The sequence below is a fragment of the Mesorhizobium sp. NZP2298 genome, from assembly GCF_013170825.1.
Lineage (GTDB): Bacteria > Pseudomonadota > Alphaproteobacteria > Rhizobiales > Rhizobiaceae > Mesorhizobium.
In genome coordinates this window covers 4730005-4751422 of record NZ_CP033365.1, presented here as the reverse complement: position 1 = coordinate 4751422, position 21418 = coordinate 4730005, and the positions used below count along the sequence as shown (strand labels likewise).

The 21418-nt window shown below is 60.1% G+C and carries 24 protein-coding genes and 2 tRNA genes; 17 read left to right on the top strand and 9 right to left on the bottom strand.

All coding sequences use genetic code 11. The annotated features are described in order from the left end of the window. Positions 1 to 45: 45 nt before the first annotated feature. The 3 genes from EB231_RS23100 to EB231_RS23090 form a co-directional block, all read right to left on the bottom strand. Positions 46 to 963, bottom strand: coding sequence for a carbohydrate ABC transporter permease (locus tag EB231_RS23100; RefSeq protein ID WP_056562348.1), 918 nt, complete (start codon positions 961 to 963; stop codon positions 46 to 48). An 11-nt stretch (positions 964 to 974) separates the two neighbouring features. Beyond that, a complete protein-coding gene (locus EB231_RS23095) occupies positions 975 to 2096 on the bottom strand; it encodes a carbohydrate ABC transporter permease (RefSeq protein WP_172350852.1) in 1122 nt (373 codons plus the stop codon). A 96-nt stretch (positions 2097 to 2192) separates the two neighbouring features. Then, complete coding sequence (locus tag EB231_RS23090; RefSeq protein WP_172350851.1) at positions 2193 to 3860, bottom strand: ABC transporter substrate-binding protein; 1668 nt, start codon at positions 3858 to 3860, stop codon at positions 2193 to 2195. Positions 3861 to 4146: 286 nt separating this feature from the next. On the opposite strand from EB231_RS23090, the gene EB231_RS23085 reads away from it, so the two are divergent. The 7 genes from EB231_RS23085 to EB231_RS23055 all read left to right on the top strand — a co-directional run bounded on the left by EB231_RS23085 (position 4147) and on the right by EB231_RS23055 (position 10769). Further along, on the top strand, positions 4147 to 5202 hold the full coding sequence (locus EB231_RS23085) for an ABC transporter ATP-binding protein (protein ID WP_172350850.1): 1056 nt from the start codon (positions 4147 to 4149) through the stop codon (positions 5200 to 5202). A gap of 42 nt (positions 5203 to 5244) precedes the next feature. Next, entirely contained in the window at positions 5245 to 5697 is a 453-nt protein-coding gene (locus EB231_RS23080; RefSeq protein ID WP_140767867.1) for an RbsD/FucU family protein, read from the top strand. Position 5698: 1 nt separating this feature from the next. Then, entirely contained in the window at positions 5699 to 6643 is a 945-nt protein-coding gene (gene rbsK / locus EB231_RS23075; protein ID WP_172350849.1) for a ribokinase, read from the top strand. 1090 nt (positions 6644 to 7733) lie between these two features. Further along, complete coding sequence (locus tag EB231_RS23070; protein WP_172350848.1) at positions 7734 to 7973, top strand: hypothetical protein; 240 nt, start codon at positions 7734 to 7736, stop codon at positions 7971 to 7973. Then, positions 7963 to 9528 carry an AAA family ATPase gene (locus EB231_RS23065; RefSeq protein ID WP_172350847.1) on the top strand — a complete coding sequence of 522 codons (1566 nt, stop codon included), beginning with the start codon at positions 7963 to 7965 and terminating at the stop codon, positions 9526 to 9528. The genes EB231_RS23070 and EB231_RS23065 overlap by 11 nt, the downstream gene beginning before the upstream one ends. A gap of 158 nt (positions 9529 to 9686) precedes the next feature. Continuing rightward, positions 9687 to 10340, top strand: coding sequence for a hypothetical protein (locus EB231_RS23060; protein WP_172350846.1), 654 nt, complete (start codon positions 9687 to 9689; stop codon positions 10338 to 10340). A gap of 228 nt (positions 10341 to 10568) precedes the next feature. Further along, positions 10569 to 10769: a hypothetical protein gene (locus tag EB231_RS23055; RefSeq protein WP_172350845.1), complete on the top strand. Its 201-nt coding sequence runs from the start codon at positions 10569 to 10571 to the stop codon at positions 10767 to 10769. A gap of 16 nt (positions 10770 to 10785) precedes the next feature. Here the strand turns inward: EB231_RS23055 and EB231_RS23050 are convergent, their stop codons facing one another. Then, a complete protein-coding gene (locus tag EB231_RS23050) occupies positions 10786 to 10950 on the bottom strand; it encodes a hypothetical protein (protein ID WP_172347040.1) in 165 nt (54 codons plus the stop codon). Between the two features lie 78 nt (positions 10951 to 11028). Between EB231_RS23050 and EB231_RS23045 the strand changes: the two genes are divergently transcribed. From EB231_RS23045 to EB231_RS23020, 6 genes are all read left to right on the top strand, one after another. Continuing rightward, the gene (locus tag EB231_RS23045) at positions 11029 to 11358 is read left to right on the top strand and encodes a hypothetical protein (protein ID WP_172350844.1); all 330 of its coding nucleotides are present in this window, start codon (positions 11029 to 11031) and stop codon (positions 11356 to 11358) included. Between the two features lie 87 nt (positions 11359 to 11445). Then, positions 11446 to 12228, top strand: coding sequence for a hypothetical protein (locus tag EB231_RS23040; RefSeq protein WP_172350843.1), 783 nt, complete (start codon positions 11446 to 11448; stop codon positions 12226 to 12228). A 315-nt stretch (positions 12229 to 12543) separates the two neighbouring features. Then, entirely contained in the window at positions 12544 to 13059 is a 516-nt protein-coding gene (locus EB231_RS23035; protein ID WP_172350842.1) for a hypothetical protein, read from the top strand. Beyond that, positions 13060 to 13692, top strand: coding sequence for a hypothetical protein (locus EB231_RS23030; protein ID WP_172350841.1), 633 nt, complete (start codon positions 13060 to 13062; stop codon positions 13690 to 13692). Further along, a complete protein-coding gene (locus EB231_RS23025) occupies positions 13682 to 13861 on the top strand; it encodes a hypothetical protein (protein WP_172350840.1) in 180 nt (59 codons plus the stop codon). The genes EB231_RS23030 and EB231_RS23025 overlap by 11 nt, the downstream gene beginning before the upstream one ends. After that, positions 13858 to 14379 carry an HK97 family phage prohead protease gene (locus EB231_RS23020; protein ID WP_172350839.1) on the top strand — a complete coding sequence of 174 codons (522 nt, stop codon included), beginning with the start codon at positions 13858 to 13860 and terminating at the stop codon, positions 14377 to 14379. Before EB231_RS23025 ends, EB231_RS23020 begins: the two co-directional genes overlap by 4 nt. A 596-nt stretch (positions 14380 to 14975) precedes the next feature. Here the strand turns inward: EB231_RS23020 and EB231_RS23015 are convergent. Next, entirely contained in the window at positions 14976 to 15584 is a 609-nt protein-coding gene (locus EB231_RS23015) for a hypothetical protein (RefSeq protein WP_172350838.1), read from the bottom strand. Between the two features lie 747 nt (positions 15585 to 16331). On the opposite strand from EB231_RS23015, the gene EB231_RS23010 reads away from it, so the two are divergent. Next, the gene (locus EB231_RS23010; RefSeq protein ID WP_172350837.1) at positions 16332 to 16847 is read left to right on the top strand and encodes an HK97-gp10 family putative phage morphogenesis protein; all 516 of its coding nucleotides are present in this window, start codon (positions 16332 to 16334) and stop codon (positions 16845 to 16847) included. Further along, entirely contained in the window at positions 16844 to 17020 is a 177-nt protein-coding gene (locus EB231_RS23005) for a hypothetical protein (protein ID WP_172350836.1), read from the top strand. The genes EB231_RS23010 and EB231_RS23005 overlap by 4 nt, the downstream gene beginning before the upstream one ends. A 208-nt stretch (positions 17021 to 17228) precedes the next feature. Here the strand turns inward: EB231_RS23005 and EB231_RS23000 are convergent. After that, positions 17229 to 17305: transfer RNA gene (locus EB231_RS23000), tRNA-Asp, on the bottom strand. A 216-nt stretch (positions 17306 to 17521) separates the two neighbouring features. Here EB231_RS23000 and EB231_RS22995 point away from each other — a divergent pair. Together EB231_RS22995 and EB231_RS22990 are read left to right on the top strand one after the other, a co-directional pair. Further along, a tRNA-Val gene (locus EB231_RS22995) sits at positions 17522 to 17597 on the top strand. A gap of 9 nt (positions 17598 to 17606) precedes the next feature. Continuing rightward, on the top strand, positions 17607 to 18380 hold the full coding sequence (locus EB231_RS22990; RefSeq protein WP_172350835.1) for a hypothetical protein: 774 nt from the start codon (positions 17607 to 17609) through the stop codon (positions 18378 to 18380). 65 nt (positions 18381 to 18445) lie between these two features. On the opposite strand, the gene EB231_RS22985 is transcribed toward EB231_RS22990, so the two are convergent. The 3 genes from EB231_RS22985 to EB231_RS22975 all read right to left on the bottom strand — a co-directional run bounded on the left by EB231_RS22985 (position 18446) and on the right by EB231_RS22975 (position 21386). Then, a complete protein-coding gene (locus EB231_RS22985) occupies positions 18446 to 19216 on the bottom strand; it encodes an SDR family oxidoreductase (RefSeq protein WP_172350834.1) in 771 nt (256 codons plus the stop codon). Positions 19217 to 19229: 13 nt separating this feature from the next. Further along, complete coding sequence (locus EB231_RS22980; RefSeq protein ID WP_065005129.1) at positions 19230 to 20225, bottom strand: ABC transporter permease; 996 nt, start codon at positions 20223 to 20225, stop codon at positions 19230 to 19232. A 120-nt stretch (positions 20226 to 20345) separates the two neighbouring features. Next, positions 20346 to 21386 (bottom strand): sugar ABC transporter substrate-binding protein, encoded by a 1041-nt coding sequence (locus tag EB231_RS22975; protein WP_172350833.1) that lies wholly within the window; start codon positions 21384 to 21386, stop codon positions 20346 to 20348. Positions 21387 to 21418: the final 32 nt, after the last annotated feature.

Below are 21418 nucleotides of genomic sequence, written 5' to 3'. Positions count from 1 at the left end.
GGCCTTTGTGGCCAACGCGGATATCGCGCACGAACCAGTACGGCCTTATTTCACCGCTCCCGCAGTCATGCCCATGATCAGATAGCGCTCCAGAGCGATGCCGATGACGGCGAGAGGCGCTATGGCCGCGGTGGCAAGGGCCGCCATCGACCACCAGTTAATGCCTTGCGAGCCGGTCTGGCTCGCCACCATGACCGGAATGGTCTTGGCGTCAGTCGAGGTCAGCAGCGCGGCGAAAAAATATTCGTTCCAGCATAGCACCATCGCCAGGATGAACGCGGCGACCATGCCTGGCAGCGCGATCGGCATGACGATGCGGAAAAACGCGCCCCAGATCGACAGGCCATCGACGAGGGCCGCTTCCTCCAACTCGACGGGAATGGAGTTGAACTGGTCGCGCATGATCCAGATGACGATCGGCAGCACCATCAGCGTGTAGAGCAAGATCAGCCCGACGCGCGTGTCGAGCAGGCCGACTTCCCGGTAGAGCACCAGGAAGGGCAGGGCGAGCACCACGGGCGGCAGGATCAGCTGCGACAGGAAGAAGAAGGAGATATCCTCGTTCCTGAACCAGGCGAATTTGTAGCGGTAGCGCGTCAGGCCATAGGCGGCGAGGCTGCCGATGACGATGGCGAGGCTCGATGCGCCGACCGAAGTGATGACCGAGTTCATGAATCGCTTGAAGAACTCATCGCGCACCGTGGAGGTCTGGAAGATCGAATCCGGCGACAGGCCGAGCGATCGCCAGCCCTTCCAGTCCGGCCAGAAGTCGACGAAGGGGATGAGATGGCCTTGCGTGACGTCGACCGCCGATTTGAACGAGGTCGTTATCGTCCAGTAGATCGGGAACAGGCAGATGAAGGCCCAGAAGACGAGAGCCCCATAGATGAAGACGCGGCTGGTGATGAAGCTCGCCGGAGAGCGGATTTCGGAGACGGTATAGTCGGTGGTCTGAACGCTCATGATCCGGCCACTCAGTTGACGTTGCGCACGAAGCGGTTGGCGAGCTTCAGCAGCCAGGTCACGAACACCACGATGATGACGAGGTAGGCCATTGCCAGCATGGTGCCGTAGCCGACATTCGAGCGGTCGCGGTATTCCCGGTAGATGAAGCTCGACACGGAATCGGTCGCGCCGCCGGGGCCGCCTGATGTCACTGTGATGATGATGTCGGCGAGCTTCAGCTTGAAGATGATGCGCAGGATCACCGCCGTCACCGAGACCGGCAGCATCAGCGGGAAGGTGACCTGCCAGAAGGTCTGCCATGCGGTCGCGCCGTCGACGCGCGCCGCCTCCAGCACCTCGCGCGACATGGCCTGCAGGCCGGCCAGCAGCATGATCATCATGAAGGGAATGAAGGTCCAGGCGTCGAGCAGCATGATCGAGATGCGCGCGGTGATCGGATCGGAGAAGAAGGCGGGATTATCCCAGCCGAGATGGCGCGCCAGCGTCGCCGCCGGCCCGAACCGGTATTCCATCAGCGATTTGCCGATCATCCAGGATACCGCGACCGGCGACAGCATCAGCGGCATCAGGAAGACGACGCGGAAGAACTTTCGCGCCCGGATCTGTGCGTTGAGCAACAGCGCCAGGCCGAAGGCGATGACATATTCGACCAGCACCGCCAGCACATAGAGCACCATGTTGAACAGTGCATTGCGGTAGTAGGGGTCGCCAAGCATCTGCCAGAAATTGTCGAGCCCGTTGAACCTGCGGCCACTGAAGGAGGAGAGGTTCCAGTCGGTGAGTGCGATGTAGAAGCCGAACAGCGTCGGGAAGATCACCATGGCGATGGTGAACAGCAGCGCCGGCAACAGGAACAGCGCGCGCTGCCCGTCCTCGCCGCGCGTCAGCACCTGGCCGATGCCGAGCGCCACGCCCCACAGCACATAGGCATAGACGACCGGTCGCCACGTCTCGAAACCGATCGTGTCGACTTCGCTCTTGTAGAGGATCTGTACCAGGATCGTTGCCAGGAGGCCAAGCGTGGCCAGCGCCATCAGCGCCCAGCCAAGGCGTTTGCGGCCTGGCGGGATCAGGTCGGATGGGACGGCGTTTGCCGGCCAATCATTGGTGGGCAAAATCTGGTCAGCCAAGCGTCTCGTCCGGTTGCAGAAGGCACTTCGCGACCGGCGTACCGGTCAAGACAGGGTCCGGCGGCTCTCGTCGCCGGACCCGGTTTCAGGCTCCGATCAGGCCATGCCGAGCGAGGCCTTGTAGAGCTTGATCTGCTTTTCGCGGCCGATCTGGTCGGTCAGCTTTTCCCAGGCCGCGGCAATGGCGTCGGCGCCTTCCTGCGCCTTCATCTTGCCCGCGAAGGTGTTGGCCAGGATGTCCTCGGCGGCGGAATAATACTGGAAGATGCCGGGGATGCGTGGCTCGATTGCCGCGTTCGGATGGTTGTAGCTGTCGCCTTCCGACTTGAGGTACGAGGTGATGAAGGCCTCGTCGTAGCCAGCCGCCACCCATTCCGGAATGTCGAAATGGGAATTGCGGTAGGGCTGGAAGCCGGACGGATACATCGCCGTCCAGATCGACAGGTCCTTGCCGCCGAGATGGGCGGCGGCGGACCATGCCGCTTTCTTCTTCTTCTCGTCGCTGTCGACACGGGCCATCACGTAGACGCCCCAGCCGAGATAGGCGCAGTTCGGCGAATAGTTCGGCCCGCTGGCGAGCTTCTCCCATTTGCCGGTCTTGGAGTTGTAGACGTCGTCCGAGCCCGGCAGGATCGAGAAGCCGGTGACGTCGCCGATGACAGAGGAATCATTGGTCTTCACGTTCGAGCCGACATCGCCCCACCAGGGGATCATCGAGCCGGTGCCGGCCAGGAACTGCTGGAAGGCGGTGGTGTTCGGATCGGCATTGATCTGGTCGGCCGGTTCGGAGGGCAGGGCGTCGATCACGTCCTGAATGGCGCGCACCCAGGCCGGATTGTTGACGCGCGGCTTCATCGTGTCGGCGTCGAACAGCCAGGCCTTGTCGTCGGGATGCTTGGCATAGGCGGTGGCGCGGCTGCCGAGGAAGTAGAAGCCGAAACCGCCCCAGGGCTTGGGCGCATCGAGGTAGCCGTAGACGTCCTGGCCCTTGAATTTCTTGCCCTTGAGGAACTTGGTCACGGCCTGCACCTGTTGCCAGGTCTTCGGCACGCCCCATTCGCCTTCACCGCCGCCGTCCTTCCACTGCTTGGCGAGGTCGGCATCGGCGAACACGTCGGTGCGGTAGTTGAAATTGTGCGTGTCGCCGTCGATGGTCACGCGATACTGCTTGCCATCCCAGGTGCCGACCGGCGGCTTCAGATAATTGACCAGATCGTCGAAATCGATCTGCTTCTTGACCCAGTCGGGCATTTCCGAGGTCAGGCCCTTGCCGCAGACGTCGCCTTCGAAGGGGGCGCCCATCTCGATAATGTCGAAGTCGACGGTGCCGGTGGCGATCGACTGCTGCAGGCGGGCGTTGTAGTCGGCCTGCGCCAGGTCGATCCAGCTGATCTTGGCGCCGGTATAGGCTTCCCATGGCTTCAGGAAGCCGCGGAACAGCACATTGTGCAGGTTCTGGTTGTTGAGGCCCATGAAGGTCAGCTCAACGCCGGCGAATTCACCTTCCTTGACATTGGCCTTGGTCGCCTCGAGGCAGAGCTCGCCGACCTTCTGGAAATCGGCATCGGTCGGCTGGCCTTTGCCAACGCCGGGAATCTGCAGGATCTTCGAGCGAAGCTCGCTTGCAGCGGAGGCCGGACGCGTCAGCGCGCCGAGCCCGGCGCCGGATGCCGCCGCGATCGCGGCCATGCTGGCCGCACCCTTCAATATGTCGCGCCTTGTGGCGCCAGCGCGGACCAGTTTGTCGTAAAGACCTGTTCTCATCGACTATTCCTCCCAGAATATCAGTGTGAATGGATGTGGCCACCTGTCGGACGCTGGAGCACGACTGTGCTCCCGGCTGGGCAACGAATTAGGCAGGCCCCCACCCTGCGTCGATTGAAATTCCCTGCGGATCGTTACCGACATTTGGACCAGCGCCTGCCACTATTCTCACAACCAAACGCCGTGTCAACGAGAACAGGTTTTTATCTATAAGAGACCGACTTGCCCTGGCAGGTCGCGTTGGTTAGCTTCTGCGCCTACGGCCAGTGGAGCCGATGGGGGAGATATGGCTCAAGTCGCGATCAGCAAGGTGGCCAAGGCGTTTGGAACCGTCAAGGTTCTGCACGAAGTCAGCGTCGACATCGCTGACGGACAGTTCGTCGTGCTGGTCGGTCCTTCAGGTTGCGGCAAGTCCACGCTGCTGAGAATGGTGGCCGGGCTGGAGACCGTTTCCGGCGGCACGATCGCCATCGGTGACCGTGTCGTCAATCATCTGCCGCCCGCAAAACGCGACATCGCCATGGTGTTCCAGAACTACGCGCTCTATCCGCACAAGACGGTGGAGCAGAACATGGCCTTTGCCCTCAAGCTGCGGAAGACCGATCCGGCCGTGGTCGCCGAGCGGGTCAAGCGCGCCGCCGATATCCTGGATCTCAATCCCTATCTCAAGCGCTATCCCCGGCAGCTCTCGGGCGGCCAGCGTCAACGCGTGGCGATGGGGCGTGCCATCGTGCGCAATCCGCAAGTGTTCCTCTTCGATGAGCCGCTCTCGAACCTCGATGCCAAGCTGCGCGTGCAGATGCGCACCGAGATCAAGGAACTCCACCAGCGGCTGAAAACCACCACCATCTACGTCACCCACGACCAGATCGAGGCGATGACGATGGCCGACAAGATCGTCGTCATGCGCGACGGCCGCATCGAGCAGATCGGCGCGCCACTGGAGCTGTTCGACCGGCCAGCCAATTTGTTCGTCGCCGGTTTTATCGGCTCACCTTCGATGAACTTGCTCAAGGGTGTTTTGCGCAAGGGCGACAAGCCCGGTGTCGACATATCAGGTACATTGTTCCCGATTGGCGACAATGCCGCGCGGGACGGGCAGGCTGTCGTCTATGGCGTGCGCCCGGAGCATCTCGAGATCCATCCCGATGGCGTCCCGGCGAAGATTTCGGTGGTCGAGCCGACCGGGTCCGAAACGCTGGTGTTCCTGCGCTTCGGCGACGGCGAGATGGTGGCATTGTTTCGCGAGCGCCACGACTTCAAGCCTGGCGATACGCTCAAGCTCCGGCCCAGGCTCGACCATATCCACCTGTTCGACGCCGAGACCGGCCAGCGTCTCTGATCTCAACGTCTCTGATCTCAAACGGACTTCACGAGGACCATCATGCTCAAAGGGATCCATCCGTTGCTCAATGCCGACGTGCTGCAGGCATTGCGGGCGATGGGACATGGCGACGACCTGATCATCGCCGACACCAATTTCCCGTCCGATTCGGTGGCGCGCCAGACGGCGCTCGGCCGGCTGTTGCGCATCGATGCCCCGGCGGCGCAAGTGGTGAAGGCGGTGCTGTCGCTCTACCCGCTGGATACGTTCGTCGACGACTCCGCGGCACGCATGGAGATCGTCGGCAAGCCGGACGAGATTCCGCCCGTGCAGAAGGAAGTGCAAAAGGAAATCGACGCGGCCGAGGGCAAGTCCTGGCCGATGCTCCCGGTCGAGCGCTACGCCTTCTATGAGCGCGCCAAACGGGCCTATTGCGTCATCCAGACCGGCGAGCGCCGCTTCTACGGCTGCTTCGCCTTCCGCAAGGGCGTCGTGCCGCCGGACGCGGCATAGCATGGCCTCCGGCAAGCCTGTCGTCATGAAACCTGTCGTCGTCCTGGGCGTCTTCGTCGCCGATACCGCCTATCGCGCCGATCGCCAGCCGCGCATGGGCGAAACGATCCTCGGCAATTCTTTCAAGCTCGGGCCGGGCGGCAAGGGTTCGAACCAGGCGGTGGCCGCCGGCAAGCTCGGTGCCGATATCACCTTCCTGACCCGGCTTGGCGTCGATGCCTTCGCAGACATGGCCAAGCGGACCTGGAAGGATGCCGGCGTGAAAAGCGCCGTCATCGATACGCCGGATAGCTACACCGGCGCCGCCTACATCTTCGTCGAGGAGGGAAGCGGCAACAACGCCATCATCGTCAGTCCTGGTGCGGCCATGCTGATTTCGCCGGCCGATATCGAGGCCAATGCCGATCTGATCGGCGGGGCCGGCGTCTTTGTCACGCAGCTCGAACAGCCCATCGACGCGGCGCTGAGGGCGCTGGAGATCGCGCGCGGGGCAGGGGTGACGACCATCCTCAACCCCGCTCCCGCGGCCACGCTCCCCGACCGCATCTACACGCTCTGCGATTATCTCACGCCGAACGAGACCGAGACGGAGGAATTGACAGGGCTGAAAGTCTCCTCGGTCGATGACGCCCGGGCCGCCGCCGGCAAGCTGCTCGAAAAGGGCGTCGGCACCGTCATCGTCACGCTCGGTGACAAGGGCGCACTGCTGCACACCAAGGACCGCTCCGAGCATGTCCCCGCCATCAGCGCCGGGCCGGTGGTCGAAACCACGGGAGCCGGAGATGCCTTCAACGGCGGCTTCGCCGCAGCGCTTTCGCGAGGGGTGGAGCCGGTACAAGCGGTGCGCTTTGCCTGCGCGGTAGCCGGCATTTCGGTGACGCGGCCGGGGACGGCGCCATCGATGCCGACACTGCGCGAGGTCGAGGCGCTGCTGGCCGGAAGCTAGGATCGGTTTCGCCGATCGACCGTTGTCATTGCCGCCAGCCGTGCGCGAGAGAAGCGCCGACCAACACCTTCTGCTCGCGCGGCCCATGATGCCAACCACAACCGCCGCAAGTCCATGATTAAGAAATTGTCGGCGGCCTGCTTAGCGACCAATCGCGCACATTTCTGACATTACGAACCGCCGCAGGGCCTGTTGGCTGGCTTTGCCTGATGGAGGCAAGGCCAGCACACAGGGTGATCGAACTGGGCTATATTCCTCCTGGCGCGGGAATGGGTGGCAGCCAACGCCGCCTTCCTGATTTGGCTGCATCCCGGCAATCCCTCGAAGGGAAGGATCTGGGTTCCTGACTACCGCGGCGGTCGCGTTCGCGGAAATGGGATGATCGTCAAGGGCGCCTTCTGAAATTCCGCGGCTGCGATCTCTTCAATCAGGACGTCAAGCATCGCGCGGACACTCCGGCTTGTTTCGTCATTTCCGGATAGGCGGTTTTGCGCGCATTCGAGCAGCTCGCGCGCCGCTGCAAAGTCACTTTGCATCGCAACACCCAACTGTCGACCCAACGTGGAGTATGGTCGTCCCAGTTAGTTGAGGGATTGCTAATGTAAATGTGTGCAATTTAGGGAATGGCGCCGGACGTCTTGGAAAGATGGATTGGAGTCCAGGCCATCAGCCCAATGCTTATCTGGTACGACGGGAGTTTTTCGAATTGGGGGAGACGCTATGAGCCGCACCGCTGCAAATGACAATCGACTTCGGGTGCCTCGGTCCGCCTTGCGGTTGAGCCTCTCGACGAGGCTTCAATCTTCCGCTCTCGACCTTCGGCCCCGGCCCTAAAGGAGGACGCCAGGCGGCAGGAAAAATTGAAACTTCTTATGCGCGACAAAGGCCAAGTCCTTGAAAAGACTTGGCGCGAGTGACGGGGCTCGAACCCGCGACCTCCGGCGTGACAGGCCGGGGGATTGTTCATATGTGCCGCTGAAAAGTTCAACTTTTTTCTCGCGATAACGGGCGGCAAAGACGGCAAAAGTTGAAACCAAAAAAAGTCCCGCGGACCCAACCGCGGCTAATCTCAATCCAAAGGACGATCCAAGTGAATATCATCGCCATCCGGCCAGCAGCCGGATCGAGAACGCTTGCCTATTTTGATTTAGAGATCGATGGGCATCTCCGCATTTTCAATCTCGCACTCCGCACAAATCGCCTCGGCCAACTGCGAACCGTCGCGCCGCAGGCGTGTGGCAAGCACGCCGTGACTTTTCTTCCAGCATTCGCCGAACAAATCAGCCAGGCAGCAGCCGCGGCTTTGGGGGCAGCAGCCAATGTATCCTAACGCCTATGAGATGGCTCCCTTCACCTTACAGTCCGGCTTCGGTGATGGCGTTGAACCTGCTGTAGGTTTGATCAGCATCGACCAACGTGAACACGCTCTAGAAACCGTCGCCGACTATGCTGACATGTTGTTCGGCGACGTCGTGCTAGTGCCTTTTTCGGACGGCCAACCTGATTGGACGAACACCACCCGCGATAGCATCGAAAAATTTTCCGGTAGCTGGTCTGAACTTGAGCCAGAAGACGTTCCGCGGCTTGGCGTTCTGACAGACAGCTTCGGCAGGTTTTTAGGTCATGGCGATGATGTATCAGTCGTGACGTTGTGGAGAGGTGGGACGCCCGAGGTGCGCCAGATCGGCGGCCAATATTGTCCGGCCGCCCACTGCCTCGTCACTGACGCGCTCATTGACGACGAGCCGCTGAAGGTGAGAGCGGTAAAGCCCAAACAGCCGCCCGTTGGGGGAAACGACAATCAAGAAATCTTCCTCGTTAATCCTGCTGACTGGAGCGGGCTGCCCGTGCCTAAGCGGGAATGGTTCATTGAAGGCATGGTCCCAATGCGCCAGGTCACAATTTTGAACGGTGATGGGGGCGTGGGTAAATCTCTACTTGCCCTGCAAATCGCCGCCGCGAGTGCGCTGTCGGTAGACACGCTTGGCCTAGAACCTTTGGCTAGGCCGGCACTCTACGTCGGCGCAGAGGACAGCGCAGACGAGTTCCATCGAAGGCTTGCAGATATTGTCGGTCACCACAAGATGGCCATGTCAGACATGTGGCGGTTCCGACTTTTGCCTCTGGCCGATCGGGATGCACTCCTGTGTGTTCCTAACCGGCTTGGGGCTATGGAGCCGACAGTTCTTTGGAAGCGGCTCGTCGTAACCATTCAGGATCTCAAGCCAGGTCTTGTCGTGCTGGATACCTCGGCCGACCTTTTTGGTGGCGATGAAATCAAACGGGCACAGGTTCGCCAATTCATCGCCATGCTGCGGAAGGTGGCCATGGAGAGCGATTGCGCAATCATGCTTCTGGCTCACCCGTCTGTTGCCGGCATGCAAACGGGCACAGGCTCGTCAGGCTCAACGGCATGGAATAATTCGGTGCGTTCGCGTCTCTATTTGACCCGGCCGGAGGGTAAGGATGACATTGACCCTGACGCCCGCGTGCTGACGACAAAAAAGATCAATTACGGGAAGGTCGGCAATGAACTTCGGATGCGATGGCAAGATGGCGTGTTCGTGTTGGACGATGGCAAGCCAACCGCCGTCAGTGGCCTACTAAACAGGCGCCATGATGAGGCGTTCCGGAGCTTGCTCTCCGCAGTCAATCGAACCGGCCAACGCGTAGCCTCGACCAGGGGAGTCAACTACGCGCCGAACGTTTTAGCAGCGCGGCCAGATGCCGAGGGTGTTACCAGGAAGCAGTTCGAGGCGGCTATGCAACGGCTCCTTGCCGATGGCATCGTGAAGGTTGTTTGGGAAGGCCCGCCATCAAAGCAGAGGCAGCGTCTTATAGTGTCGGCAGAGGATTTTGGTCCGGATTCAGAGGTGGAGGAGTGATGTTCCACCTTACATTCCACCCACCTACCACCCGTTCCACCCCTGTTCTTCCACCCCTTATACCCCCGGCAGGGTGGAACACCCTGGAAGTGGCTGGAAACCACTTCCGGTTTATCCACGCCTGTAGAGAGTAGGACGTTTGGAAATCCGACCGAGGGATGCCCGTTGCTGATCACCTCCAGGCCATGTCATCATATGCAATGATTGCTGATGAAATAGGCTTCGCCATTGAAGCTGCGATGGCGAAGCAACCCGATCTCGCCAATCGCTGGGTACTCATGACCCATCGAATGACTGAAAAGTATGGCTCCATTCAACCGGTGTTGAACCACGCCGACTGCATGCTCGACTTGGCGATCAGATGCATGGAAGACGAGCACCTTGCCGGTGCCACCGAGTCGCCAAAGCCACGCAAGTCGTCCATCCTCGCTGCGACCATGCAAATAGCGCTTAGTCGTCTATGGGTTTTGTCCTCATACGAGACATTGCGCACCGTCAGGGATACCCCCATAGGAAAGGCTGACGAGCGGCTGCATCTGATATATCGAAAGTTCCGGTTGATAAGAGTCCCGCTGGCTAAGATGCGAGTAGCTAACGCCGATTTTATAAAGGCCCCAATGGATGTTGCAACCGCAGGCAATAAGAGCAAAATCACCCTATCTCCGCAGCATACTTATATTCTTCCAGCGGTCCTCTGCGGTCAGACGGGCTCTGTTCTCTGGCACGCAATAGATACCAAGTCAAAGGCAACGGCTCAGATCACCCGCCGCGAGTTGTCTGATGAGTTACTATCCTTGCTCGAACCAGTGTGACGGCCAGGGTGCGGGTCGAAGAGCTAGGGCGGCAGGTTGCCCCACTCGCTTTTCCGTCCCTCCTACATTAGTGACATTCCGGCCACTCAGACACTATATTTAGTTCTCGTCTTGAATTTTCACGCACTCGACGCCTATATCGACAATATCCAAGACCGCCGCCGCGTTGGCGACGATGAAGACCGGCCAGGCCGGAACGCGCCACGAGCGCCTATCTCCGAAGAAACCATGACCACCCCCACAAATCGCCTTCGCCGCGACTGGCGCGCCCATGACGCCGCCATCCCCTACCATAACGAGCGCCGCATTTTGCTGAACGGCACCAATCCGGCCGGTCGCCGTCCACACACGTTTGTGGAACCGAGCCGCAAGACTGTCGTCGCGCTGCTTGCCGCCAATGACAACAGAAGCGAGGACGAGGCGGCATAGCGGCAAACGACAACGCTCACGTCAGCTCGCCGAATTCCGCCTCGTTGCGGTCAGATGGCAAGCGCTCGTAGTCGAGCGGCGGCTGAAGACGCATGTCGGCGCGAGCCTGGGCGCGGCCGCCTGCTTCGCCGAGTTTGTAAGCCGCGTAGAGGGCGCCAATTCTGAGTAGCCAATGGATCATCGGGTTTCTCCCTGTGTGGCCAGAGAAACCCCGCGACCCGAAGGTTTGTTCCGCATGCTATTATTGGTTGAGACCTGAGTGATCAAGCAGGAGGCCAACGTGAAGATCAGGACCACAACACACAATCATCCGGGCGAGACAGGCGTAATCCTGCTCGACCAGCAGATCGAAAATCTGATTGTAGGCACCGACATTAGAGACGGAACGACAACGCTGTTTGGGACGGCCAACCTGCAGGTGAACTATGCCGGCGCGTACGATATCCGGGTCGAACTGACACCAGCTGAGCTAACACAGGTTTATGGACTTCTGGTCAAAAACCTCCTCGAGGAAATCAAGGAACTCAGAACGCCCAAAAACCCTGACGCCCGAAAGGCGGCGCAGGGGGAGGGTGGACGAAAGTCCTAGCCCGCCGAACCTGTATAAAAACTGACCACCCGCTTGAGGAAGCGGCACTTACGGCCTTCGGGCCGCCACCACCTGGGGAACCACCACATGAACACGACAGAACGGCCCGTCTTCGACGTGGCCGAAGACCTGAAAGCATTGCCTCGGATCATTGACGACGCAGATGGCGACTGGATGCCCGCGCGCACTAGCTCTCGCCGCGGCAAGCCCTGCTTCCGATACGGAACAGACGGCCCGTCTGTCGAGTGGCGGCTGTGCGCGCAGGCTGTGCGCATCACAAGCAACCGTTACAGCGGCCAGGCTGCCAACGATAATGTGGACTGGCCATTGCAGAAGCTTCTGAAGGCGGAAGGAAACGATCAGTGTCTGGCGCTGGCCGAACGCTATCGCGATCTCTGGAACGTCGCGAATGGGCCGCATGACTTGGTTGGGCGCGACCTCGCCGAGAACATCTATCTGATGGCCGACATCAGGCTAGACGAATCCACGGGCAATCTGGTCGATAAGGGGCTGAAGACGGTCAAGGGCAAGAAAGCTCGCCTCGATACGCCGGCCACCCGCGCCGTGATGGCGGATCCCGATAAGACCAAGAAGCGTGCAAAGCCTGTTGCGAAAAAGTGGAATGGCGATTGGCCGCTATTGCATCATATCGATTGCGGCAGGGAATTGGCCGAGTTGCAGTCTGTGCTTGGCTGGTTGCGGGAAGCGTTCGAGGCGGCCGTCGTATTCGGAGATACATTAGAGAAAATCGGGCGCGAGCACGGCGTGGGAAATCAAGCCGGGGCAAAGGGTGCTGGTCGGGCGCTTGTCATGCTCGGCATGCAGGCGGTTGATGAGTTCTGGCGTAAACCCGTCCGTCGCGCCGCATAGGCATACCCAATTCAAATTCCCACAGGGGTATAGGTGAGAGATACAGGGCAGCTTCGGCTGCCCTTTCGTTTCACGGCTTGCCCGTGACGCTGGGCGCACCTTCGGGCAGTACCCAGCGACAATTCGCGGCGTTCTCCCTAGGTCGTCGCCGCCCTGCCTGCCCTCACAGGCGTGGGCATCCCGTCATTGGTCTAGAGATCAGGCGGGACCAATCAGCCGCTGCTCCTTCGGGAGCGCGGCTCTTTTTTTGCCCATCACATACGCAATTTCGAACTATGAAAGGAACGCCACGCCATGGCTGCTCTTAGAGCCTGCTTGACATCAATCGAGCACCACTTGGGATTTCCGAAATCCCGCAGCATTACCATTTCTCGCCGTCTGCAGGAGCGCGGTGTGCTCCCTCTAGGCGGACCGGGCATTGCGCCCGAACTCGACGCGCACGATGTGGTGTCGTTAATCATCGCGCTCGCCGCCGACACTGCCCTGCACGAGGCACCAGACGCAGTTGCGCGCTATCGTTCGCTAACACCTGGTGGTGTCGACCTGACTGGCGCTCCGGACAGCATCGACACGGCCGGTCGGGCGCTCGACGTCATTGCCGACGTTGCCATCCACGGTGAAGCCGACCTACTGCGCCGCGACCGGATCGAAGTCGTCGGCAACTGGCCTGAGGTAACCATTTACGACGCCACCAGCGGTCACACGGAGCGTTTCGTGCCTGTTGGGGCGTTGGCTGCGAATTGGCAGGCTAACGGCCACCGCAAATCCACCACCATCAACGCCAGCGCCTTCGTTGACGTCATCCAAGACCTATTCAGGAAGGAATCCTAAATGGCAGCGATTTTCCCCCGCCCGCGCAAGTCCGCACCTGTCGATGTTCGCCCGCCGCGCGTTGTGCCGAAGGTCGACCCTGAAGCCTATCGCGTGCCTTCTGCCGCGGAAGTGCTGCCAGACTTGGCGCGCCTTCTAGAAAGAGAAAACGAGATCAGCGCCGCGGTTCGCGCCGATCGCGCGGAACAGAAACTATTCGAGCGTGAATTGGCGGTTGATGACTCGCCAGAAATTCACCCTGAGGTGGCCGCGCTTTTGCAAGACAATCCTTCCCCGAAGGCAACAAAGCGCAAAGCCATCGCCGACGCTCGCCATCGCATTGCGGTAGGCGAGACCGCTCTAGCCGAGATCCAGAAACGTCGCATGGCACTGGAAACCAAGGCAGGCAAAGCTGTTTGTGATGCGGTTGGGCCGGAAGTTGGCAAGCGTGTTGCAGCCCTCGTAACCGCCCTGCAGGCGGCCGACGAGGCGCACGGCGAACTCAATGAACTGATCATGGCCATCGAAGCGGAAGGCGTTTCGTGGGCGTCGCTCGGGCCTATCCGTCCGTTCTTCATGGGCGACCATCGGGACGCGCAGCGCCGGGTCGCAACATATGTGAAAGACGTAACGGAGGCTGGCTATGCAGTCTAACATCGAAAAGGCAGACACGGCCCGCACCCGCACCACCAGCAAGTCGCGGCGCATCAAGTTGCCTGGCAAGCCGCTAGAGTATACCGATACGGATCCTATCAAGATTGCCCGCGAACTCCGCGCCAAGTCGGCGCTGGGCCGGGCGGAAGCCAAGTTGGAGCGCAAATGACAGGCAACGTCATCTCCGGCTATGCGGTGATGTTCAACAGCGAGACCGTCATTGCCGGGGAGTTCCGCGAACGTATCGCGCAAGGGGCATTCACTCGCACGCTAAAAGATATGCCCGATGTTGTCGCTATCCTCAGTCACGACAGCGGGCGCGTGCTTGGGCGCGTCTCGGCTGGTACGCTCACATTGCGCGAAGACAGGATTGGTCTTTGGTTCTCGCTGGACGCTGACCCATCGACGCCTGAAGGGCAGACAGCTATCGGCACGGTAGGACGTCAGGACGTTAAGGGCTGCAGCTTCGGCTTTCAGGTGCGTGCCGAGGACTGGCAGGACGGCGGCAATCGTCTACCGCTCCGGACCATCACTGATGTTGACCTGTATGAGATCACGCTTACGGCGTTCCCTGCTTACGAGTCCACATCCGCCGCCCTCACGCGCGCCGAACACAACGCCACCGCAGCGACCGAGCGCATCAGACGCAGGGCCGAGGCGGCTCAGCGGCTACGCGGAATCCGCTGACGTTTATTCGGTCTTTGGCGGCACTTCTTTTTTTATCGAAGTGTCGGCTGTGGTGTCAGCCTTCTCGACGCTCGCTGTCTTAGTCTGCGCGTCGACTGATGCCGATACCTTGGAGTGGAAGGCGCATTCTGCCGAAGCGGCGGACACGGACAGTCCCAGTGCGGCAGCGATTGCGACTAATATCTTCATTTCGTTCACCCTTCGTTGCTGACGTAGGGTAACCGATCTGCTGCCACTCACAAAATCACGTTTGTGCCTCGCGCGCTTGCGCGCACGCGAGGCAGAATCTGTATTAGCGTTATCGCTAGGCTTGGCAGCCGGTCCTAGGGCCGAGCCCACCAAGTCCATCTAGACCCCCGGAGGGGTCATCGTGGACCTAGTCCGACCTTCCCTGGCGACCGCGCGGACGAGTTTCCGCACAACGCCGCGATTGAAAAGTTGAGGGGTCAGATCGAAAATGCCTAACATTATCAACTACGAATTGCCTGCCGACATCGCGGTCATTACCCCGGCAATGATCGAAGCTGGGATATACTCGGCTAGGGAACACATGCTCGGCCAGCAGATGCGCGATCTAGTCGTAAGCGTCTACCTGGCTATGCGCCTTGAACAATTAAACTCCGAGCCTCGGCAACCATAGCCGTTAGGTACTTGAGCCCGAGTTCCGCGATAATCTGCGGGGTCGGAACGTCGATAGCGTGACCTTCATGTTGGGTTGGCACGGCACACTCATCGCCAAATTTCGCATTTGTGACCGTCCGAAGTACAATATTGGGACCGCGAAGCGTTGCATCGGAAGGTTCGCCAATCGGTTCATGTGTAATTGGATCGGCTCTCTGAACCTTTAGTGGAATTTCTCTTCCGAAGTGCTCAGGCAGAAAACCCATTGGTTTCCCGTCGATAGTCGGAACGTCTCTATGTGTGATGTGTTCAATACCATGCACATCGCTGTTCCGTGCGAAATGAAGATACTTAAGCAACGGATCCGTCTTTCGCTGGTGCTTCCTGCGGCCAAACCATGCCTCGCTTCTGCCGACGCCTTTGGCGCCTTGTTCCAGCTTTGAGTAGGTAGCCGCGACAGCGACGAGGAAATCAGCCCACGCCTGCTCTGCAGCTTCATAATTGTTGGCTTGCTGCAACCGAGCGCAACTTTGTTCGGCTAGAAGTAATTTGTTGTTCGCTAAATCGACAGCAATTGGCTTCATCGTGCCCCTACGGCGCTTAGTGCATGAACGCTGGCAGCCACAGGGCCGCTAGTTGGAGGCCAAATCCTACAAAAATCAGACCCAAGCCGATGCTAGATATGATCTTATGGCGCGACTTTCGTCGTCTGTTTGAGTCGATTATGTCGGATATTCTCGTCCCGTCCGCAAGCACTGTGGCGTCTTCGAGGGCAAGTCCGACGCTCTCCTCAAAATCAGGGAGCGGAGGCCCCCAGATGAAAATCAAGACCACGCCTAGCATGCCCATTGTCAGGCCGATGGTATTTAGGATGTCAGATGCCAATCGAGTCTCCCTCTGAGGCTTAGGTGATTCCCGGCGGCTGGCTCAGTTTACGAGGCCGAGCTTAAAAGTCGAATGAAAGCTGGCGAGGCCAGGACCGAAAATGAGCACAAACATGCTCAAGACGGCCCAGGCGCGTACGGAAATACGCCCTAACTTTCACAACTTTTGACTTCAACGTCGACATGTTGACGTCTCCCTTTTTTCTAAAGCGGAATTAGGTCCGCCACTCCAGCGAAGCATTATTGCCGCGCCGCCATCCGTGTGAGTGCAGCCTAAGCTGTCAGAAAAGAGGTTGCCGCCGGCAATCACCATTACAGATAGATGATTCACGCGTCGACGCGCCGCAATTCGTCACTAATGCACGCTTTCCACAGGCGTTCGCCCACTTTCCACAGGACACCCCATGCCCAAATCCACCCAACGCTTCCCGGCGCGGTCGCACAGCCATGGCCAACTTTAAGGTCGACGGCCTGGCCGACCTCAAAAAGAACCTCGAGGAATTCAAGAAATCGACCCAGCGCGGGATCATGGAACGCGCCCTGAAAAAGGCCGCTGCCCCTATCGTGGCCGACGCCAAGGCCAGTGCGCCTGTGCTGACCGGCGACCTGAAGGAATCCATCAAGGCCACTGTCGTTCGCACTAACGCCGGCAAGGCCGCCTATGCCAAATCCAAGGCGGGTGGCGGATCGGACGAGAACGCATCATCGGCCGCTCGCGACGCAAATCGTGCTGCGGCAGGCCGCGGTGCGTCAGCTCTGGTGCGGGTGGCTGCTACGGCACCGCATGCCCTGTTCGCTGAATTTGGAACTCGGCATTCGCCAGCACAGCCGTATCTCGGCCCGGCCCTACGCGGAAATCGCAACAAGGTTCTACGCAGCATCAAGGGCGATCTAGCAACTGAAATAGACAAATCGGCCAAGCGCATTGCGGCGCGTGCGGCGAAGAAAGGCACCACCACATGAACCTAAAATTTAACGCCAATACCTTGGTTGCCGCGGAGCGGTCGGCAGGGAAGCCGTTTGTCGACATCGTTGCAGAACTCAACTCTGACGATGGCGCATCGTTGACCACTATCCGCGCGTTGCTTGCGGCCGGTGTTGCCGGCGCTCGCCAAGATGGGCAATTCCATAGATGAGAATAAATCGCTTCAGCGGACGTATATGCCGGTCAATCTCGTTGCAGTGCGCACTGCTGACGAACACCGCCGTAAAGGTCGCAAGCTACTCGGCCAGGAACACAAGGAGTTCAAAAAGTTGAAACTAGGCGGCGAAAAAAGTTGAAACTCGTCCAACTCAACTTCAGCGCCACTCCCATTAAAGCCTTGTATAACAAGGGATTGAGAGTGGCGCGAGTGACGGGGCTCGAACCCGCGACCTCCGGCGTGACAGGCCGGCACTCTAACCAACTGAGCTACACCCGCGCATTGACGAGCACGTGTCAGCCGTGTTCGTCGTTGGGGCGGTGGATAAGGGGTTCGCCTCCGGGTGTCAAGCGCACCAAACCATCATAAACACAAACTGGAGAAGGTTTTTTGACAGCCCCCATTCTGTGAACAAATCCGGCGTGCGAACACGGCGTCGGCTGTTCATTTGGCCTTGCGAACCCGGTCCCGACCGCTTAAAGGTCGCGCCGGAGCGGGCGATTAGCTCAGTTGGTAGAGCGCTTCGTTTACACCGAAGATGTCGGCGGTTCGAGTCCGTCATCGCCCACCAAATAGTCTTATGGTTTTTATAGGTTATTTCGCATCGTCGGCTGGCCGCTTTTTGCGAAGGGTGCCGCGAAAAGAGACACCGAGCCAAGTTTTGAACGTAGATGTGATGCGTTTTTGGATATTCCCTGTTCGTCGCAACATCGTGGTCTCGCTGGTCGGATGTCTGTTGGTGGCGGGCTGCTTCGACATGAAGCAGGATCTGGCATTCCGGCGCGATGGGACCGCGACGGCCAATATCCGGATAGCGGTGGATGCTTCGCTACTGGCGATGGCCAAGAACGCGAACGGCAAATGGTGCAGTTCCGACAAGCTGTTGTCGTCGCCGGGCATAACCGGAACCGCCGAGCAGAAAACCGAGGGCCGCGATGAGGTCTGCTCGCTGTTTTTCTCCGGCAAGACAGACGATCTCGTTGCGGCTCTTTCGAACGCCAGTGTCGGAGGAGACAAGAAGCAAGGCGTGCAGCTCAATCGAGTAGGGGACAATTACGAATTCGTCGTCAATTTCCCCAGTCTCAAGCCAACCGACAAGTATGCCGACGATCCGATGGCGCAAGGGCTGCAGACCCTCATATTGGCGAAGATGTCAGGCAGGCATATTGCATGGACGGTGACGGCTCCGCGCATCATCGAGACAAGTGGCACGATATCGGATGACGGACGGACGGCATCCTATTCTCGCCCGCTTGCATCGGCATTTTCCAGCGATCGGCCGACGACATTTCGTGCCGTGTTCTCGCTGGAACCGCCCGGAATGCTCGAACAACTGTTCAACTGGTTTCGGTAAGCCTTGCAGGAAGCCGCGGAGCGGCGACGGAAAGAGCGGCGACTTTCCCTCGCAGGTTTACGGAATCACGGCGGCGCCATCCGGAAATCCTTGCCCTCGGGCAGCAACTGCCCGCCGTCGACGACGATGGTCGTGCCGGTGATGTAGCTGGCATCGTCCGAGGCCAGGAACAGGAAGGCATTGGCGACGTCGCGCGGGCTGCCGAGGCGGCCGAGCGGGATGGAATCCTCCATGTTCTTGATATAGGCGGCGCCGCGATGCTGCTGGATGGCCTCTGTGAGGATGTTGCCGGGCTCGACGCCGTTGACGGTGATGCCGTAGCCGGAGAATTCCAGCGCCGCCGCCCGGATGAAGCCGTTGATGCCCGCCTTGCTGGCCGAATAATGGCCATGGCCGGGACTGGTCACGTGCGGGCCGGTGATGGAGGAGGTGTAGAGCATGCGCCCGGAGCGCTGCGCCTTCATTGGCACCAGTGCCGCGCGGCTGGCATTGAACGTGCCGCGCAGATTGACGGCCATCACGCGGTCCCAGTCGTCGGCGCTGGTGTTTTCGATCAACTGCCAGGGATAGATACCGGCATTCTGCACGATGATATCGAGGCGGCCGTGACGCTTCAGCGCCAGTGCCACCGCGGCCTCCGCGTCGGCCATTTGCGAGATGTCGGTGCGGATGAAGGGCACGCCCAGTTCGTCGGCTGTCGCTTGCCCGGCCTCGGCCTCGGTGTCGGCGAGGACCAGACTTGCGCCTTCTTCGGCGAAGCGAAGCGCGATTCCCTTGCCGATGCCGCGCGCGCTGCCGACGATCAGCGCCACCTTGTCCTTCAGTCTTCCGGTCATGCGAGCCGTCCTGTCATGCGAGTCTTTGGCGAATGGTTTGCTTGAATGCGTCGAGCAGCACCGCGGCCAGCACCAGCAGGCCGTGGATGACCTGGGTGAAGTTGGCCGGCAGTCCCATCAGGTTGATCGCCGTGTTGATGGCCGAGAGCAGGAGCACGCCGGCATAGACGCCGGGCAAGGTGCCGACGCCGCCTTTCAGGCTGACGCCGCCGATGACGACCGCGGCAAAGGCGTTGAACAGCAGCCCGACGCCGAGATTTGCGGTGGCGCCCGAGGTGCGGATCGCCAGCAGCCAGCCGGCAAGGCCAGCGATGGCGCCGGCAAGCACGAAGGCGATGATGAGGTTTCGGTTGACCCGGATGCCGGCGCGGAAGGTCGCCGTCTCGTTGCCGCCGATCATCACGAGGTGCCGGCCGAACGGCGTCTTGGCCATGATCAGCGAGAAGACGACGAAACAAGCGATGGCGATCCAGGCCGTCAGCGGCAGGCCGATCAGCCGTTGGATGCCGAACCAGCGGATGGCGGGTGCCAAATCCTGAGCCGAGCGGCCGCCCGAAATAACCAGCACCAGGCCGCGCACCCAGATGTAGGACGCCAGCGTGATGATGAAGGCGCTCATCTTGACCTTGACGACCAGAAACCCGTTGAAGGCGCCGATCAGACCGCCGACGGCCAGAGCCAGCAGCAGCGACACCGGAACCATCAGCCATTCGGGGTGCAATTGGATGCCGAGGCCGATGCCGGACGAGCAGAACAGGATGCCCACCGCCATGGCGCTGAGCGCCGCGACGGATTCGACCGACAGGTCCATGTGCCCGGCGATGATGACCAGCGCCAGGCCGATCGACATGACGCCGAGCACGCTCGAAGCCTCGATGATGTTGGCGAAGATGCCGAGCTGGAAATAGTTCGGGATGAAGATGGAGAAGACCACCAGCACGAAGACCAGCATGAACCAGACAAGGTTGTCGAGAACGAACTCCAAGGCTTGGCGGGTGCGGGGGTTCATGAGCTGATCCGGCTGGCGCATGAACCCCGAAAATCGATTTCGGTGACGATCTTGCGCGGATTGATGTTGCGGAGAAGCGGCTCCGGACCACTTTGGTCCGGAGCACCTTATGCGACCGGCCTATTCGACCGGTTTGACGGTATCCGTCGGCGCCTTCTGGTTGCCCCAGAAGGCCGGATTGTCGACGTTTTCCTTGGTGATGGCGGCACCCGGGATCTTGATGTTCGGCCCCCACGCTTCTTTGGTCACGGTCGATTTCAGGCCCAGCACGTCGTAGTCGCCGGGCTTGATCTCCTGCTTGTTGGCGACCTTGTCCATGAACATGGCGACGGCCGCGGCCTGCGCGTAGAGCGGCTGCTCGACTTCGACGTTGAGCCAACCCTTGCGGATCAGGTCGAGGCCGACCGGCGCGCCATTCGAACTCATCAGCATGACGTCGCCCGGCTTTTTGCCGGCGGCTTCGAGCGACGCGACGGCGGCGACCGAGAGATGCGCGGCATGGCTGAAGATCAGGTCGATGTCGGGGTTGGCCAGCATCTGGTCGGCGACGATGGTGCCGGCATTGCTGGCTTCCCACTGCATGGCCGGCAGCGAGATGATCTTGACGTCGGGGAATGCCTTCATCTTCTCCTCGAAACCCTTCTGGATGTCGAGCGTGTAGGGATCGCCAGGATCGCCGAGTACCTGTAGCACCTTGCCCTTCACCGATCCGTTCTTCGCCTTCAACAGCTTCTGCGCCTGGTCGGCGGCGATATGGCCGATCTCGACGGTACCCGCCACCGAGGTGAAGTCGGAAGGTGTCGACGTGATCTGGCGGTCGAACTCGACCACCGGGATGCCGGCGGCGCGTGCGGCCTCGATGGACGGCTTCAGAGCGTTGAAATCGACCGCCGCCAGGATGATCGCCTTTGGCTTCAGCGCGATGACGTCGTTCATCTGCGATTGCTGGGCGTCGGTCTTGTTGTCGGCGTTCAGCGTCTTTATCTCGTAGCCGACCTGTTTCAGGAACAGCTCCAGCGCGGTCACCGAGCCGGTCTGGAACTCGTCCAGCAATGTCGGCACCATATAGTAGACGGTCCCCTTGGACTGGGCGAATGCCGGCGTGAGCGTGGCAAAGGCCAGTGCCAGGATACCGAAGACAGCAAGAAGTATTCGCTTCATGTCGTTCGCTCCTGTTGAGCCGGACCCCTCTT